Here is a 16,845-nt window from a genome sequence, read left to right on the forward strand (position 1 = left end):
ACAGGTTGAAGCGGGACGTTACGATAAGCATCTGATCGAAGATTACACCGAAGCTGAATGGGATACCCTGAATGGTTATCTTGATCATCAGCGTGATATGAACTTCTCTTACTCTGCGGTTAAGCAGTTAGAAGGTAAGTACCTGGTTCAGAACCGAGTGACCGGTGAAGTTTACGAAAGCCCTCAGATCCTTTATATGCTGGTGGCGGCATGTCTGTTTGCGGATTACCCGAAAGAGACACGTCTGGACTATGTGAAGCGTTTCTACGATGCGACTTCCTTGTTTAAACTGTCCCTGCCAACTCCAATTATGGCGGGTGTGCGTACACCTACACGTCAGTTCAGCTCTTGTGTACTGATTGAAACAGGTGACAGTCTGGATTCCATCAACGCTACATCTGCGTCGATTGTTAAATATGTTTCTCAACGTGCGGGTATCGGTATCAATGCTGGTCGTATCCGTGCTCTGGGTAGCCCGATCCGTAATGGTGAGGCGTACCACACAGGCTGTATCCCGTTCTATAAGCATTTCCAGACGGCGGTTAAATCCTGTTCTCAGGGCGGTGTGCGTGGTGGGGCAGCAACACTGTTCTATCCGATTTGGCACTTGGAAGTTGAATCCCTGCTGGTATTGAAGAATAACCGTGGTGTGGAAGAGAATCGTGTTCGTCACTTGGATTACGGTGTACAGATCAACAAGCTGATGTACACCCGTCTGATCAAAGGTGGTGATATTACTCTGTTCAGTCCACACGAAGTGCCTGGACTATACGAAGCATTCTTCGCTGATCAGGATGAGTTTGAGCGTCTGTACGTTCAATATGAGAATGATCCAAGTATCCGTAAGCAGAGCATTAAAGCAGTTGAACTGTTCGGCATCATGGCTGCTGAGCGTGCTCAGACTGGCCGTATCTATATTCAGAACGTTGACCACTGCAACACGCACAGCCCGTTTGATCCAAGTGTTGCGCCTGTTAAACAGTCCAACCTTTGTTTGGAAATCGCACTGCCAACTAAACCATTACAGCATGTGAATGATCCAGAAGGTGAAATTGCGCTTTGTACGCTGTCTGCCTTCAACCTGGGCGCGCTGGAAAATCTGGATGAGCTTGAAAATCTAGCTGATCTGATTGTTCGCGCATTGGATAATCTGCTCGACTATCAGGATTACCCAATTCCTGCAGCGCAGACTTCTACGATGAACCGTCGTCCACTGGGTGTCGGTGTGACCAACTTCGCTTACTATCTTGCCAAGAACGGCGTTAAGTACTCCGATGGTTCCGCAAACGGTCTGGTACACAAAACATTTGAAGCGATCCAGTACAACCTGCTGAAAGCTTCCAACGACCTGGCTAAAGAGCGCGGTAAATGTCCGAAATTTGATGAGACTGTTTACTCGAAAGGCCTGCTGCCAATCGACACCTACAAGCGAGAAGTAGATGAGTTCTGTGAAGAGCCTCTACATCACTTCTGGGAAACGCTGCGTGAAGATATTAAAGAGTTCGGTCTGCGTAACAGCACACTGACGGCTCTGATGCCTTGTGAGACTTCTTCGCAGATTACCAACTCTACTAACGGTATTGAGCCGCCACGTGGTTACGTATCTGTTAAGGCAAGTAAAGATGGCATCATGAAGCAGGTGGTTCCAGGCTACACTGAACTGCGTGATCAGTATGAGCTGCTGTGGGATATCCCGAACAACACAGGCTACCTGCAGTTGGTAGGTATCATGCAGAAGTTTGTTGACCAGTCAATTTCTGCAAACACAAATTACGATCCTTCGTTGTTCCCGAACGACAAAGTGCCAATGAAGCAACTGCTTCAGGATCTACTGACTGCATACAAGTACGGTGTTAAGACGCTGTATTACCACAACACCCGCGATGGTGCTTCTGACCAGGCTGATGATGGGTGTGAAGGTGGTGCGTGCAAACTGTAATTGGTTTGCCGCCGCTCTGATCTGCAACAGGGCAATTCAGAGCAATAAAACATAAGAGTAGAATGCCCACCTTCAATATTGGTGGGCTTTATAAAAATAAATTCCTATCAGGTTTCAGGATCGAATACCCCGATGGCGTACACTACGTTCAGTCACAGTACTCACGACGCAACTAAAGAACCAATGTTCTTCGGCCGCAGCGTTAACGTTGCCCGTTACGACAAACAGAAATACCCAATTTTTGAGAAGCTGATCGAGAAGCAGCTCTCTTTCTTCTGGCGTCCGGAAGAGGTGGATCTATCCACCGACCGTAAAGACTTCATGAGCATGCCTGAGCATGAGAAGCATATCTTCCTGAGTAATCTGAAGTATCAGACGTTGCTGGACTCTGTACAGGGTCGTTCTCCTAACATTGCTTTCCTGCCAGTAGTTTCGCTACCAGAGCTGGAAACGTGGTTTGAGACCTGGGCGTTTAGTGAAACAATTCACAGTCGTTCCTATACGCACATCATCCGTAACATCATTACAGAACCTTCTGAAGTCTTTGATCAGATTGTTACAAACCCTGAGATTATCCGTCGTGCGGATTCAGTAACACGTCTTTACGATGAGTTTATCAACTTGTCGAGTGTATACAGTATTCATGGTGAAGGCCTGCATACGTTAGATGGCAAGGTATACGACACCTCGATGCGTAACCTGAAGAAGAAGCTGTACCTGACGTTGGTATCTATCAACGTACTGGAAGCGATCCGTTTCTACGTCAGCTTTGCCTGCTCTTTTGCTTTTGCAGAGCGTGCCATCATGGAAGGTAATGCCAAGATCATTAAGCTGATCGCCCGTGATGAGGCGCTGCACCTCACCGGTACACAGCATATGCTGAATATTATGGCTTCCGGCGCTGATGATCCTGAGTTCAAAGAGATCGCTAAAGAGTGTGAGCAGGATGTGTATAACATCTTCAAAGAAGCTGCTCAGCAGGAGAAGGACTGGGCTCAGTACCTATTCCGTGAAGGTTCCATGATTGGTTTGAACGCTCAGATTCTGTCTGACTACGTTGAGTACATCACTAACGTACGGATGAAGGCTCTGAATCTGGAAGAAATTTTCCCAGCACGTCAGAACCCGCTGCCATGGATGAATGCATGGTTAGTGAGTGATAACGTACAGGTAGCACCGCAGGAAGCGGAGATCAGCTCATACCTCGTTGGTCAGATCGACAACGAAGTAGAAGAGGGTGATTTCGACGGCTTTGATCTGTAAGGGACGCAACTATGTCTGGCCCATCCAGAATCAAAGTTAATCACCATCATACTTACTACTATCAGTATGAGCCTACATTGCTGGACTCTCTTGAAGCGCAGGAGATTCCAGCACCATATAACTGCCGTGGCGGTTATTGTGGCTGTTGTAAAGTTCGCCTCATTGATGGTGAGGTGGAGTATGTACAGGACAGCCTGTTGGACATGCAGGACGATGAAATTCTTACCTGTTGCTGTGTCCCGAAAACCCATATAGAGCTGGAGTTACCGGAAGACTGATTTTGGCTTTGGAAGTATAGCCATAGTTCTCATGTCTTTATGGGTTATTTAAATTTAGAGTGTTGCTGAACGGTGCTGGCTGAAGCCTTCACCGTTTTTGGCGTGACTTTTTTGCACAGGTATAAAAGTTGACTGTCAATACTTGCTTTTTATTTTTTTAGAGATTGTTCTTATCTTGTTTCTGTCTTTAACTGCATGAAAAATAAGCATTATTTTAAGTGGTATAAAAAACAGACGATTCGCTGAATTTAACGTATTCTGTGCATTACAGCGATCTACCCAAAAACTATTCACTGAGTTATCCACAGAAGGTGTGGGTAAGGTGTTTTTTCTGTCGTTGTACCTTACCCACAAGTGAAATATCACTTTTCTTATATAGTTTTGCCCAGAATTCCTATAGGACTAGTCCAGATTCAGAGGCCCTTTTTGTAGTTGAATAGGCTGAACTCCAGCCCAGACATCCAGCGCCATATCTTCCGGGTCATCAACTGGACCTCCTGTTCTGATCTTCGCCGAAACTTCCTCAAGTTTAAAAGCCAGTACTGAAGTCGCTTTCAGTTCGTTATCATTTGCAGGGCGAGCCTCTTTAGAACGGCCTTCTTTAACCTTTTCTAGCATTAGATCCAGTTGTTTACGTTTCTCCTGTTCTTCTTCAATTAATTCCGCTTTTGCGTAAACGATTACGCTGCGGTAATTCACAGAGTGATGAAACGCCGATCTGGCAAAGACCAATCCGTCTAGTAATGTGATACAGATGGCCGCTTCCTGACCTTGAAGCAGGGCCTGAAATAGCCCGTTCTTACTGGAACCGTGGATATAGAGGTAATCACCATCACGCCAATGAATAGTGGGTTGAATCATGCTCTGCCCCTGCCACTCGGTTGCTACATGGCAAACCAGTGCTTCATCCAAAATTGGGTAGATGATCTCTTTGTCGTAACAGGCCCGTTTGGGGCCTCTTTTTATCTGCGTTTTTTCTGTGACAGGGAAGTCGCTCATGACTGTTCCTCCGTTAATTTTTTTACGCAGCTTAAACTATGATAGGGTCTAATAAAGATCCAAATATAGATTTAATGATAGGCCCAATTTGTGACTGCTTTCCTACTTAATTTGTTAGCACTGGATAAAGGACTCTCCTCAGACGCTGACTACAAGCAGCTGTTCAGGCAACTACAGCAGGCGATTATAAGAGGTGACCTTAAAGGAGGGACTCGATTACCTGCGACAAGAGAGTTGGCCAGGAATCTGGGTATTGCTCGTAATACGGTGAAAACTGCGTATGAGATGTTGATTGCGGAAGGCTATGTGGAAAGTCGCGTTGGGGCTGGTAGTTTTGTTGTTGAGCTGCCTGCACAGTTGCTGAGAAAGCCTGAGCAAGATGCACAAAAGCGTTCGGTAGAGATCAACGTTTCCCGGTTTGCAGAACAGTTTCGAGGCCTCTCCCCTCTAAACCCTGGACAGCGTCGTGCTTTACAGCCGGCAATTCCAGCTTTAGATCAGTTTCCGCTTAACCGTTGGAAAAGCTGCTTAGGCAAGGCTGCTAGCAGAGGGGAGTTAGCTGCTGTTGCTCCGGCAGGGGATATAAGGTTAAGACAACAGATTAGCCGCTACTTGTTGAAAGAGAGGGCGATTGATGTGTCTGAAGAACAGATCCTGATCACCTCGGGCTCTCAACAGGGGGCATTTATGGTGGCACAGTTACTGACAAATTCAGGAGATACTGTACTTGTAGAGACACCGGGTTTTCCCGGAACTGCAGGGGTATTCAAGACGGTCGGCTGTAAGGTCGATACGATCGATTTTGAGGCAGATCAGCAACTACCTTCGGCAAAGTTGATTAGTCTTACCCCTTCTCGAAATTTTCCGCTAGGGCATACCTTATCTCTGGAAAAACGATTAGAAGTGATTCGTTGGGCTGAGGAGAATAATAGTTGGATTCTGGAAGATGACTATGACTCGGAATTCGCTTCGGGTCGTCCGGTATCCTCTCTTTTTTCAGTCTGCGAAAGTGCTCGGGTGATCTACACAGGCACATTTAGTCGCTCGATGTTTCCCGCTTTGCGCTTGGGGTATATCGTGCTGCCAATCACGTTGACCGCTCTTTTTACTCAGGCGCGACGCTATATGGATGGAGGTTTATCCCATGTGGCTCAGATCGCTATGGCTGAATTTATGCAGCAGAGCTATTTCTATCGCCACTTGAAAAAGATGCGTGAACTGTATCAGCAGCGAAGAGACCTAATGTTAAAGGTGATAGCCAAGAGTGAGCTGTCTGGTTTACCACTGTTGGGAGCCGAGGGGGGGATGCATCTGGTGCTGGGCTTGCCAGAGTCTATTGATGAGAAGCAACTGGTCACGCGTCTTAGCGCCGAAAATATGGGGGTGAGAGCTTTATCCACCTATGATCTTGGCCCGGGGAACCTAAATGGATTGGTGATCGGTTTTTGTGCTGAGTCTGGTGAGGCAATAGAGCAGGGGATCTCCATAATTTCACATCACTATAAAACACTGCGTGAAAATCTGCAGTGAGTTAAAATACATCCTAAATGCTTTTTCTAACCTGGCTGTTTAAATGACCTCTAAGAACTTCTCTGATCTGCCTTTATGCCCTGAACTTCAGTTTACCCTGCAAGAGCTCGGTTATAAGAAACCGACACCCATTCAGGAGAAAGCGATCCCTCTGGTCATGGAAGGTCATGATCTGCTTGCGGAAGCCCAGACGGGAACCGGTAAAACAGCCAGCTTTGCCCTGCCTATTATTGAAAAACTAAGTAAAAAAGCACCTGATCCTAAATATCGTTCTATCAGGGCTTTAGTGCTTGTGCCGACCCGCGAACTGGCTATTCAGGTTGCCGATAACACGCTGGAGTATGGTCGTGCGTTAAGTATGCGTGTTACCTCAGTTTACGGAGGTGTGCGGGTTGAAAATCAGGTGCGCAAGCTTAAGCGAGGCACTGATATTCTAGTGGCGACACCAGGTCGCCTTCTTGATCTTCTACAGCAGAAGGCCATTGATCTGGAAAGCCTGGAATTTATGGTTCTCGATGAAGCAGACCGCATGCTGGATCTGGGCTTTATCGAACCGATTAAACAGATCATGGATTATGCGGCAGAACCACGTCAGACCCTGCTTTTTTCTGCTACAGCCGATGAAAGTACAGAGGTACTTGCAGAGTTTTATCTCAACGATCCTAAGAAGGTCAGGGTTGCAACACGTAACTCTACTTCTCATCAGGTAAAACAGTTTGCTTATGCAGTGGATAATAGTGATAAGGCAGATGTGCTCAGCTATCTGATCAGTGAGGGTCAATGGGGGCAAGCATTAGTGTTTGTTCGCACCAAAAAACGTGTTGATGAGTTGGTTCAATACCTACAGCGGGAAAAAATTGATGCTGGAGCTATCCATGGCGATAAGAGTCAGCGCGAACGTATCAGAATGTTAGATGAATTTATGCGCGGTGATCTCCAGATACTCGTAGCTACAGATGTAGCTGCCCGAGGCTTGGATATTGATGCTTTGCCCATGGTTGTAAACTATGACGTGCCGAATGTGCCAGAGGATTATGTGCACCGGATAGGTCGTACGGGACGTGCTGGGGAAATGGGCCAGGCCGTCTCACTGGTGGCGCCCGTTGAAAAAGAGTTCCTAAACCGGATCGAAAAGTTAATCAAACAGAAGATTAAGCTGCGCCCGGTTCCTCGGGTCGAAGACGGCCAGTTGATTGAATCGGAATTTGTTGCGACTAAAAGTAAAAAGCGCAAAGTTAAGTCAAAAGGAAAAGTTGCTAAACGCCAGACAGTAGAATCCTATCAGAAGGACGATAGCATAAAGTCTGTCCGCCCCTCGCCATTTGGCAATAAGTTTGGTGGGGATAACTAGCTTAAAAATAGTTTTCCTACAGTAAAGCTATACTGAGAAAGGTACTCGATGAAGAGTACTTTTGCTCTGACCCTCAAAAATGAACTCTCATTAGTGGATCAAAGCAGCCTCAATAAAAGCCTATCAGGGCAGGAGGTTGTTATGTCTCAACTCGCCTACGGACTGATCAATCTGATCGGTAATACTCCACTTATTCGCCTGCAGGAAGCTTCTGAACTTACTGGCTGTGAAATTTACGCAAAGGCTGAATTCATGAATCCAGGTGGTTCAGTGAAGGATCGCACTGCCTGGGGCATTGTGCGTGATGCGCTGAACCGTAAAGAGTTAAAGCCAGGAGGGCGTATCGTAGAAGGCACAGCAGGGAACACTGGAATAGGTCTTTCGCTGGTTGCAAATGCGTTGGGTTTGAAAACAACCATCGTGATGCCGGAAACCCAGAGTCAGGAGAAGAAGGATATTCTGCGTCTTTTAGGTGCTGAATTGAAATTGGTTCCTGCCGTTCCTTTGAAAGATGATAATCACTACACCAAAGTTTCAAAGAGGCTAGCTGAGGAGTATGCCGGGAAGGAAGGTAACACTATTTGGGCTAACCAGTTTAACAATCAAGCCAACCGTCAGATTCATATGGAAACAACAGGCGAGGAAATCTGGCGGCAAACTGAAGGTAAGGTTGATGCTTTTTGTTGTGCGGTTGGGACCGGAGGAACCCTAGCCGGAGTGGCGCAGGCATTGAGAAAACACAAGCCGGAGGTGAAGATCTTTCTGAGTGATCCGATGGGCGCTTCATTGTATCACTACTATCTGAGAGGGCGGCTCGAGAGTGAGGGTGGTTCTGTTATGGAGGGTATAGGTCAAAGCAGGATCACGGCAAATCTGGAAGATTTTAAACCGGATGGGGCTTTTCAGATACCTGACGAAGAGGCACTGCCCTATATCTTTGCTCTACTTAAAAATGAGGGGATAGCTGTTGGTGGGTCCAGCGGAATTAATATTGCTGGGGCTGTCCGTGTCGCCCGAGAACTAGGCACAGGGCATACGATTGTAACTGTTCTCTGTGATATTGCTGGGCGTTATCAAAGTAAGCTATTTAATCCCGAATTTCTTAAGGAAAAAAAGCTTCCGGTTCCTGGATGGCTCTAATCTGCAAGCAGATGAAGTTTATTGTCGCAACGCGTATAATCGCTCTCTTTTTAACCAGCAGGGTAAATATAATGGCGGAAAAACTAGAGTGGGATGATGCAGCCAAACAGCGTGTAGATGCAGCTCCTTTTTTTGTGCGTAAACTGATTCGTCATAAGGTTGAGAAAGCAGCTAAACAGCAGGGTTTAAGTCGGATTACAGAAGAACTTCTGGATCAGGTTAAACAGAAGCAGATGGATAGTCAGGCTTAGTTTTTCCTATTCTTCCAACGTCAAAGAACAGCTTTTCGGGCAATAGGTAACAACCCGGTTGCGACCGCTATGTTTAGCCCTGTACAGAGCCTGATCTGCACGGTGTATGGTTGCTTGAATATCCTCTTCATCACCTTGCCAAGTTGCTACACCAAAGCTAGCTGTCACTTTGAAGCTTCCCTTATCGGAATACATCTCGCACTCCGAAATTCTTTTACGCAGTCGCTCTGCTAGTTGGGATGCTTCCAACTCATCAGTTTCAGGTAGGAGAATCAGGAACTCTTCGCCACCGTGACGGCTTAAGCTGTCGATCGCGCGCAGGCAAGGCTTAATCAGGTTAGCAAATTCCACTAACACCCTATCTCCACACAGGTGTCCAAAACGGTCGTTGATTTGTTTAAAAAGGTCTAGATCAAGAATAATGACAGCAAGTGGGCGCTTATAGCGTTGTGCTCTCTCAAGTTCTGTTTCGGCTCGTTCTGCAAAAGCGCGGCGGTTGAGTACCCCGGTAAGAGGGTCTGTTTCTGCAAGAAGGATCAGCTGTTCTTCTGCTTTCTTACGTGCTTCCACCTCTTGTTGGAGGTCTAATGTTCGTGCTTCAACACGCTGTTCCAGATTTAAGCGGGCTTCCTGAAGTTGTTCATCACGTGCTGAAATCCGTGAGTTCATACTATTGATGTGCTGGGAGATAAGGCCCAGTTCATCCATGCGATCACTTTGTAGCTGATCTCTGTAGTCACCATCTGCACTTCTTTCCAAGGCTGTGATAATGCGGAATATACGGCGCAAGATCCAACGGTCGAACAGGAAGGCAACTAGGAAGAATGCTAGGCCTAGTACTAATACAACGACGATCAAACTAATCCCGAGAAACTTGTGCATCAAATAGTTCATCGGAGCCAGATTAAAGGTCGAACGGATTGCAAGATATTCGGCACTATGTAGATTGGAGCGATTGAAGTCAGCCCGACTATAGTGGTGAATGATATTCTTGCTTTGCTCTATGGTTTTCACCCCCCGCTCAGGGATCTCTGGCAGATCCTTATTATCAATAGCTTTTGTTGAATTCAGGAATGGGAATGCTGCATAGTTATTGACCAGATAGATATCTACCTTCTCTAACAAAGGGTTGGTTTTGGTCATCTCAGTAAAGAAATCACCAAACATAAAGTCCACATATCGGGATGAACGGTTTCGGCTTAGATAGTTTTTTACATCATAGGAAACTTCCAGAATGTAATCGGAGCCAACTGGCGCGTAATAGGCGTAGATTTTGATGAGCCCGGTTTTCGAGGATACATTGATACGATCAACTTCCAGACGACCACTGCCGTAGAGTCCTTTCAGATAGTTGTTGAAGGTATCTGAGATGGTGCCGAGTTTGAAATTCAGATCCGGCGTAAAGTTGGTAGCGACAACAGTGGTGCTTGGATCGACAATATAGATAGCATCAACATGATGTGCTTTTGATAGTTGTTGTAGTCGACTTGAGGTCCAGTCTTTGGAATTAAAGTCTTTATTGAGCACTATATCCGATAAGCGTAATAGTGTGCGACGTGCGTGCTCCTGTATCTCTTTCTCATCGTTTGCCAGAAGTTCATCAAAAATTCGAAAGCGCTGCTGAACCTGGTGGTGTACGTTGTTCGCCTGGTTTTCTAATTGTTGTTCAAATTCACTCTTCGCCATCAAATACAAAACTGTACTCAGGATGATACCGACACCGAGAACAGCGATAGTGATGAGTAAGCTAAGAAGTCGTTTCACAGGGAGATTCAAACAGAAGTTTTATTTTCCGGGTGACTATACAGGAAAACCCTGAAATTGAGTCACATTCATTGGTCTTATTCTATCTGGGTCTATTGTTATTTTACGGTGCAATCATTCTTAGGAAGTTAGTAAGTCCTGACATTTGATGTACTAAAAATCTAGAGGAACAAATAAAGATGCTAACAGGAATGTTAAGCTGAAAAATTGATGTCAATATAAACCTTTAAAAAAGTAGGAAATAAATTTATTTTATCTAACTTATTGAAATATATGGCTTAATTTTTTTGTTTGCAAAATCGTCAATTTAAGCTTCATTCAGTAGCCATGCGGCTTTGAGCGATCTACCCAAAATATATCCACTAACTTATCCACAGGATGTGGGGGTAAGTCTTTCAAGGCCCGCCATAGCTGGGCTGCATTAAATTTAGGGTGCTCTAAATTAAAAAAGCCTGCATAAGAGCAGGCTTTTTAATGGGGAAAAGTTCTATGAGTCAGAGCACAATAAACGAGTGTTTAAGGCTCTGCTTTAACCGGTGTCAGGTTTTGAGCCAGAACCTCTTCTCCAAACCAGCACAGATTTTCATGTAGCTCTACAACTTCACCCACAATGATCAAAGCTGGGGCAGGTAACTGAGCCTTTTCCTGAAGTGCGGGTAGGGACTCAAGTGTGCCTGTCAGTACTTTCTGATCTGCTGAAGTTCCTCTCGAAACGATAGCCGCAGGAGTGTCAGCTGGTTTGCCATGTTCAATCAGCTTCTGGCTCAATTGTGGCAGAGTATGCAGGCCCATGTAGAACACAACAGTCTGGTTAGGGTGAACCAGTTCATCAAAGTTAAGATCTGTGGTTCGGTTTTTGAGTTGACCCGTTACAAACTTAACCGACTGAGCATAGTTCCTGTGGGTAAGCGGGATGCCGGCGTAGGTAGAGCATGCGCTGGCCGCTGTAATACCTGGAACAACCTGAAAAGGGATATCGTTTGCTTTCAGGGTTTCCAGTTCTTCACCACCACGGCCAAAGATAAACGGGTCACCGCCTTTAAGGCGAACAACGCGCTTACCTGTTTTAGCGTGCTTAACCAGCAGTTCGTTAATACCTTCTTGAGGAACTGCATGGTTATCCCGTTTCTTGCCAACAAAGATCAGGTCCGCATCACGGCGGCACAGATCTAATACCGCAGGAGATACCAGTGCATCGTAGAGGACGACATCTGCTTGCTGCATAAGGCGCAGGGCTTTAAATGTGAGCAGTTCTGGATCGCCAGGACCACCACCGATTAGATACACTTCTCCGGTTTGGTGCTCAGGATCTTCCGCGCTTATCTTGTCCTGAAGTAGCTCTGTGGCTTCATCTGTACGTCCGGCAAATACTTTTTCTGCAATCTGCCCCTGCAGCACGTTTTCCCAAAAGATTCGGCGTTGGTCTACTGTGCTGAATTTTTGTTTCACCTGATTTCTGAAGCTGTTAGCCAGACTGGCAAGTTTGCCATAGGACTTGGGAATCCAGGTTTCCAAACGTGCGCGCAGCAGCCGTGCTAGAACAGGGGCACTGCCTCCGGAGGAAACACCAATCACTACAGGGGAGCGGTCAACAATAGCCGGGAACACAAAGGTACACAGGTCAGGGCTATCGACTACATTGATAGGTAGGTTTCTTTCTACCGCATCATAGTGAATTCTCTGATTTAGCTCATTATCGTCCGTCGCTGCGATTACCAGCATCTTATCGTCGAGTAGGGCTGCGTGGTATTCACCAATAACTGCAGCACCTCCATTCTCATCCAGTAGGTCCTGAAGTTCATCGCATACTTTATGGGCTATAACGGTCACCGTTGCGCCGGCACGGCACAACAGACGTGCTTTACGTAATGCTACGTTGCCACCACCCACCAGAAGAACATCTTGTTTGGTGAGCTTAAAAAAGAGGGGTAAGTAATCCACAGAATTTCTCTCTCGCGGAACTGATTTGTAATCCTAAGTTTACAGCAGAAAGTGAAGACTGGCATTTTGTTTAATGCGTTTCTTAGGCGCTTATGGTGTATATTCAGCAGCATCTAAATAAGATGTTAAGGAACTTCAATGAGCAGTGTCCTGTTTAATGAACTCCCTGTGCAGGGCGGTAAAAAAATTGTAGAGATTAAACTCAATGCTGAGCGTGCCTTAAACGCGTTGAGCAAAGAGATGATTGAACTTATCCATCCCAAACTTGATGAAGTCCGTCACGATGATTCTGTTGTCGCTGTAATTCTGGATAGTGCGGGTGAGAAAGCCTTTTGTGCTGGTGGTGATGTAGTTAAGCTTTACCACGCAATCAAGGATGACCTCGATCAACGGTTTGTCGAAGACTGGTTTATCGCTGAATACTCGATGGACTACTGTATCCATAACTATCCAAAGCCGATCATCTGTTGGGGGAGTGGCATTGTGATGGGTGGTGGTATGGGCATGATGAATGGCTGCAGCCATCGTGTAGTGACTGAGACAACCCGTATGGCGATGCCGGAAGTCACGATTGCTCTCTATCCTGATGTGGCGGCTAGTTGGTTCTTCAATCGGATGCATCAGGGTGTTGGTATTTTTTTGGGCCTGACCGCAAGTCATATGAATGCAGCAGATGCGCTGTTTCTTGGATTGGCTGATCGTTATCTCCAATCTGATAAGCGTGATGAGATGATCAACGCACTACAGAGTGCTGACTGGGGTCGGGGTCGTGAAGCTCATGATGTTGTCAGTGATGTTTTGAAAGCTTTGGAGCAGGGTTCTGCTCCGGGATCTATGTCTCCTTCAAATGTTAAGCAGCATTATGATGCCATTCTCGAAGTGACGGACTTTTCAAATGCGACGGATATTGAAACAGCGATTCTTGAAAAGCAGATCGACGATCAATGGTGGCAGCGTGCACAAAATACCTTAAGCCATGGTAGTTCGCTGGCAGCACATGTGATTTATGAACAACTGATCCGTTGCCGCCATATGTCACTGAGAGAAGCATTTTTAGCTGAGATGATTTTAACAACTCGTTGTTGTCAGGAGCCTGAACTGAAAGAGGGAATCAGAGCGCTGTTGATTGATAAAGATAAACAACCGAATTGGATGTTCAGTTCTCTAGAGGATGTCGATCAGGGTTATGTAAATAGCTTCTTTGATGCGCCTTGGCAGATAAATCCCCTGCAGGAGAGATTGGACAAGGTTGATAAGGCTTAAAAAGATCTGCAGCCTGCCAGCATGTCTAAAACCGTTACCACAAAATCTTGCCGGATGAAGGGGTAAGTGGTCGGTGTGACAGTGCCTTGATAGGGCAGGTGCAGATGGTCTCCTGTTCGGGGAAACTTCCGGTTTCCCCAGAGCTTGTATAAAAAGAGCTATTTACTAGCTCTTTCCATCCTACTTCTTGAAATTAAGAGGTGTTGCCGGGTGTAAACCGCATTCCCGGTTTTCTGGGTTCTCCCACCACCAGCGGCCTGAGCGAACATCTTCACCCATAGAAATAGCGCGAGTACATGGCGCACATCCGATACTCGGGTAGTGCTTGTCATGCAGTTCGTTGTACGGCACATCATTCGCTTTGATGTATGCCCAAACCTCTTTCTCAGACCAGTCAGCCAGAGGGTTCAGTTTGTGCATGTTGTTGCCTTCGTCCCACTCTTCGAACTGAATCTCATCACGGGTAACAGACTGTTCACGGCGCAGGCCTGTAATCCAGGCTTTGTTACCGGATAGAGCGCGCTTCAGTGGTTTGATCTTACGAACAAAGCAGCAACCCTTACGCAATTCCTGAGACTCATAGAAAGCATTCACGCCATTCTCGGCAACATAAGCTTCAACGTCTGCACCTTCTGGGTAGTAAACATCGAAGGTTACATTCGGGTAGTGTTTCTGTACGTCAGCCAGTAGTTTCAGGGTCTCTTCAGGCAGGCGGCCTGTATCGAGAACAAAGTTGCTGATCTTAGGGCAGAACTTGCTGATCAGGTCAGCAATAACCACATCTTCAGCACCCAGGCTGTTTGCGAAAACCAACGAACCTTCGTGATCTTCAAGACCTTTGTTTAACAGAGCTGCAACGGCTTCAACTTTTGCCTGCAGCTCAGCAGTAATTTGCTCACTCATAAATAGGACCTCACCGTCACTATTAAAGAATTTATATCGATTACTGGTGCTTTGATTTACTGATTGTAAACCGCACGGTTGCTGTCAGCTGCGCTCTGATAGTAGTTGCTCACTTCTGTAAACGCGCCCAGCATCTCATCTTTATAGATCTCATCAGAGATCTGGATGGCAGTGAAACCGCAACGTTCCATATAGGCTATTCGGTCACGACCTACATCACCTGTAGCACGGATCTCACCTTTGTAGCCTGCGCGTACTAAATGACGAGCAATACTAAAACCACGGCCATCGCGGAAAACGGGGAAGTCTACTGCGATTAGCGGAAACTTATCCAGATTTTCCAGAGCAACGTCCAGATCATCATCACCGTTGATCTGGATAGCAAGCTGGCCATCACGGTTTTCTAATGTTTCTTTGTTTTCCAGATACAGCGCCAGCGGTACGATAATATCGCCAGCCTGATCGAGAGTTTCTTCGTTGATCAGTGTCCAGTTGTCAGCGACAACTTCACGATTAATTAGCAGGGGCATATACGTACTCCTTAAATGGGGCCATACCAATACGGCGGAAGGTGTCGATGAAACGCTCACCTTCAATACGCTCTTTTACGTAAACTTCGATAACTTTTTCTAAGGTATTTGCTACTTCATCAGCAGCTACTGCTTTACCAATAACTTTACCAAGTGCAGCTTCTGAACCATCGTCACCACCCAGTGTGATCTGGTACCAGTCTTCACCTTTTTTATCTACACCCAGGACACCGATGTGGCCTACGTGGTGGTGGGAGCAGGCGTTGATGCAGCCGGACATGTTGAATTTCAGATCGCCCAGATCGTGAACGAAGTCCATGTCTTCGAACTTCTGGTTGATCTGATCAGCGATGCCCAGAGTCTTTGCGTTCGCCAGAGCGCAGAAATCACCGCCTGGGCAAACAGTCATGTCTGTCAGTGTACCAATGTTAGGGCGAGCCAGATTTGCTTCAGCCAGTACCTGCCATACAGCGTACAGATCAGCGTTCTTAACATCAGCCAGAACCAGGTTCTGGTTGTGAGTCGCACGTACTTCACCGAAGCTGTATTTGTCTGCCAGATCAGCAATCAGATCCAGTTGCTCATCAGTAACGTCGCCAGCAGGTTTTAGATACGGCTTCAGGGAAACGTAAGTAATACGGTAACCGTCAACTTTGTGTTCAACTGTATTGCGCTCGTACCACACGCGGAATTCTTCATCTTCAGCCAGTTTGGCTTCTAAAGACGTGTCTTCAGCGGCAGATGCGTCGTAGTCGAACGGAGTAAAGAATGCTTGTACGCGTTCGATCTCGGACTGTGGCAGTTTTAGATCAGTGTCACGAATCTGTTCCCACTCGGCATCAACCAGCTCACGGAAAGCATCGATACCCATTGCCTGAACCAGAATCTTGATACGGGCTTTGTATTTGTTGTCACGACGACCATTCAGGTTATAAACACGGATGATCGCTTCTAGGTAAGAAAGCAGATCTTCTTTCGCCAGGAATGGACGAATCTGTTTACCAATAACCGGAGTACGGCCAAGACCGCCGCCAACCAGAACTTCAAAACCTACTTCACCGACATCGTTCTTAACAATGTGCAGACCAATGTCGTGAACCTGTGTCGCTGCACGGTCAGTTGGACCGGCAGAGATCGCAATTTTGAACTTACGTGGCAGGTAAGCGAACTCAGGGTGCAGAGAAGACCACTGACGAATGATCTCACAATATGGACGTGGATCTTCGATCTCGTCAGCAATCACACCTGCGAACTGATCCGTAGTGGTATTACGGATACAGTTACCAGAGGTCTGGATTGCGTGCATCTGTACAGAAGCCAGTTCTGCCAGAATATCAGGCACTTCTTCCAGCTTAGGCCAGTTAAACTGCAGGTTTGTACGAGTTGTAAAGTGCGCATAACCTTTGTCGTAAGTGCGGGCGATGTGTGCCAGTTTACGTAGCTGAGTTGAGTTATACATGCCGTATGGGCCTGCTACACGCAACATTGGTGCGTGACGCTGCACATAAAGGCCGTTCATCAGACGTAGTGCCAGAAAATCATCATCCGACAACTCTCCCGCCAGGAATCGGCGAGTCTGATCTCGATATTGCTCAACGCGTTCGTCAACCAGTTTCTGATCGACTTCGTTATACTGATACATAACTAATATTCCCTTGTTGGGTTAGTGATAACCCAACACCTCACTGTTCGG

General features: G+C 46.5%; 14 protein-coding genes. 8 read left to right on the forward strand and 6 right to left on the reverse strand.

What is annotated here, in order from left to right; translation table 11 throughout:
* The 3 genes from nrdA to yfaE form a co-directional block, all read left to right on the forward strand.
* Nucleotides 1-1,939, forward strand: a 1,939-nt coding sequence (gene nrdA, locus GY843_RS01995; protein ID WP_297306046.1) for a class 1a ribonucleoside-diphosphate reductase subunit alpha, incomplete at its 5' end; no start/stop codon positions are given.
* A 132-nt stretch (nt 1,940-2,071) separates the two neighbouring features.
* Nucleotides 2,072-3,202 (forward strand): class Ia ribonucleoside-diphosphate reductase subunit beta, encoded by a 1,131-nt coding sequence (gene nrdB / locus GY843_RS02000; protein WP_297306047.1) that lies wholly within the window; start codon nt 2,072-2,074, stop codon nt 3,200-3,202.
* An 11-nt stretch (nt 3,203-3,213) separates the two neighbouring features.
* The gene (yfaE, locus tag GY843_RS02005; protein ID WP_297306048.1) at nt 3,214-3,480 is read left to right on the forward strand and encodes a class I ribonucleotide reductase maintenance protein YfaE; all 267 of its coding nucleotides are present in this window, start codon (nt 3,214-3,216) and stop codon (nt 3,478-3,480) included.
* A gap of 402 nt (nt 3,481-3,882) precedes the next feature.
* Here the strand turns inward: yfaE and GY843_RS02010 are convergent, their stop codons facing one another.
* Nucleotides 3,883-4,479: a pyridoxamine 5'-phosphate oxidase family protein gene (locus tag GY843_RS02010; RefSeq protein WP_297306049.1), complete on the reverse strand. Its 597-nt coding sequence runs from the start codon at nt 4,477-4,479 to the stop codon at nt 3,883-3,885.
* Nucleotides 4,480-4,569: 90 nt separating this feature from the next.
* Here GY843_RS02010 and GY843_RS02015 point away from each other — a divergent pair, with 90 nt between their 5' ends.
* From GY843_RS02015 to GY843_RS02030, 4 genes are all read left to right on the forward strand, one after another.
* A complete protein-coding gene (locus tag GY843_RS02015) occupies nt 4,570-6,009 on the forward strand; it encodes a PLP-dependent aminotransferase family protein (RefSeq protein ID WP_297306050.1) in 1,440 nt (479 codons plus the stop codon).
* A 43-nt stretch (nt 6,010-6,052) separates the two neighbouring features.
* On the forward strand, nt 6,053-7,360 hold the full coding sequence (locus tag GY843_RS02020) for a DEAD/DEAH box helicase (protein ID WP_297306051.1): 1,308 nt from the start codon (nt 6,053-6,055) through the stop codon (nt 7,358-7,360).
* 141 nt (nt 7,361-7,501) lie between these two features.
* A complete protein-coding gene (locus tag GY843_RS02025) occupies nt 7,502-8,500 on the forward strand; it encodes a cysteine synthase A (RefSeq protein WP_297306052.1) in 999 nt (332 codons plus the stop codon).
* 71 nt (nt 8,501-8,571) lie between these two features.
* Nucleotides 8,572-8,751: a PCP reductase family protein gene (locus GY843_RS02030; protein WP_297306053.1), complete on the forward strand. Its 180-nt coding sequence runs from the start codon at nt 8,572-8,574 to the stop codon at nt 8,749-8,751.
* A gap of 6 nt (nt 8,752-8,757) precedes the next feature.
* Here GY843_RS02030 and GY843_RS02035 read toward each other — a convergent pair whose 3' ends face one another.
* Both GY843_RS02035 and cysG read right to left on the reverse strand, forming a co-directional pair.
* Entirely contained in the window at nt 8,758-10,515 is a 1,758-nt protein-coding gene (locus GY843_RS02035; RefSeq protein ID WP_297306054.1) for a diguanylate cyclase, read from the reverse strand.
* A gap of 516 nt (nt 10,516-11,031) precedes the next feature.
* Nucleotides 11,032-12,456, reverse strand: coding sequence for a siroheme synthase CysG (gene cysG / locus GY843_RS02040; RefSeq protein WP_297306055.1), 1,425 nt, complete (start codon nt 12,454-12,456; stop codon nt 11,032-11,034).
* 138 nt (nt 12,457-12,594) lie between these two features.
* Here cysG and GY843_RS02045 point away from each other — a divergent pair, with 138 nt between their 5' ends.
* Complete coding sequence (locus GY843_RS02045; RefSeq protein WP_297306056.1) at nt 12,595-13,719, forward strand: enoyl-CoA hydratase/isomerase family protein; 1,125 nt, start codon at nt 12,595-12,597, stop codon at nt 13,717-13,719.
* Between the two features lie 180 nt (nt 13,720-13,899).
* Here the strand turns inward: GY843_RS02045 and GY843_RS02050 are convergent, their stop codons facing one another.
* From GY843_RS02050 to GY843_RS02060, 3 genes are read right to left on the reverse strand one after another with little or no spacing between them, the layout of a single operon-like run.
* Entirely contained in the window at nt 13,900-14,622 is a 723-nt protein-coding gene (locus tag GY843_RS02050; protein WP_297306057.1) for a phosphoadenylyl-sulfate reductase, read from the reverse strand.
* Between the two features lie 56 nt (nt 14,623-14,678).
* Nucleotides 14,679-15,152, reverse strand: coding sequence for a DUF934 domain-containing protein (locus GY843_RS02055; RefSeq protein WP_297306058.1), 474 nt, complete (start codon nt 15,150-15,152; stop codon nt 14,679-14,681).
* Nucleotides 15,136-16,794: a nitrite/sulfite reductase gene (locus GY843_RS02060; protein ID WP_297306059.1), complete on the reverse strand. Its 1,659-nt coding sequence runs from the start codon at nt 16,792-16,794 to the stop codon at nt 15,136-15,138. The genes GY843_RS02055 and GY843_RS02060 overlap by 17 nt, the downstream gene beginning before the upstream one ends.
* Between the last annotated feature and the right edge of the window lie 51 nt (nt 16,795-16,845).

Source organism: Neptuniibacter sp. (assembly GCF_024231755.1).
In the GTDB taxonomy this organism is placed as follows: Bacteria; Pseudomonadota; Gammaproteobacteria; order Pseudomonadales; family Balneatricaceae; genus Neptuniibacter.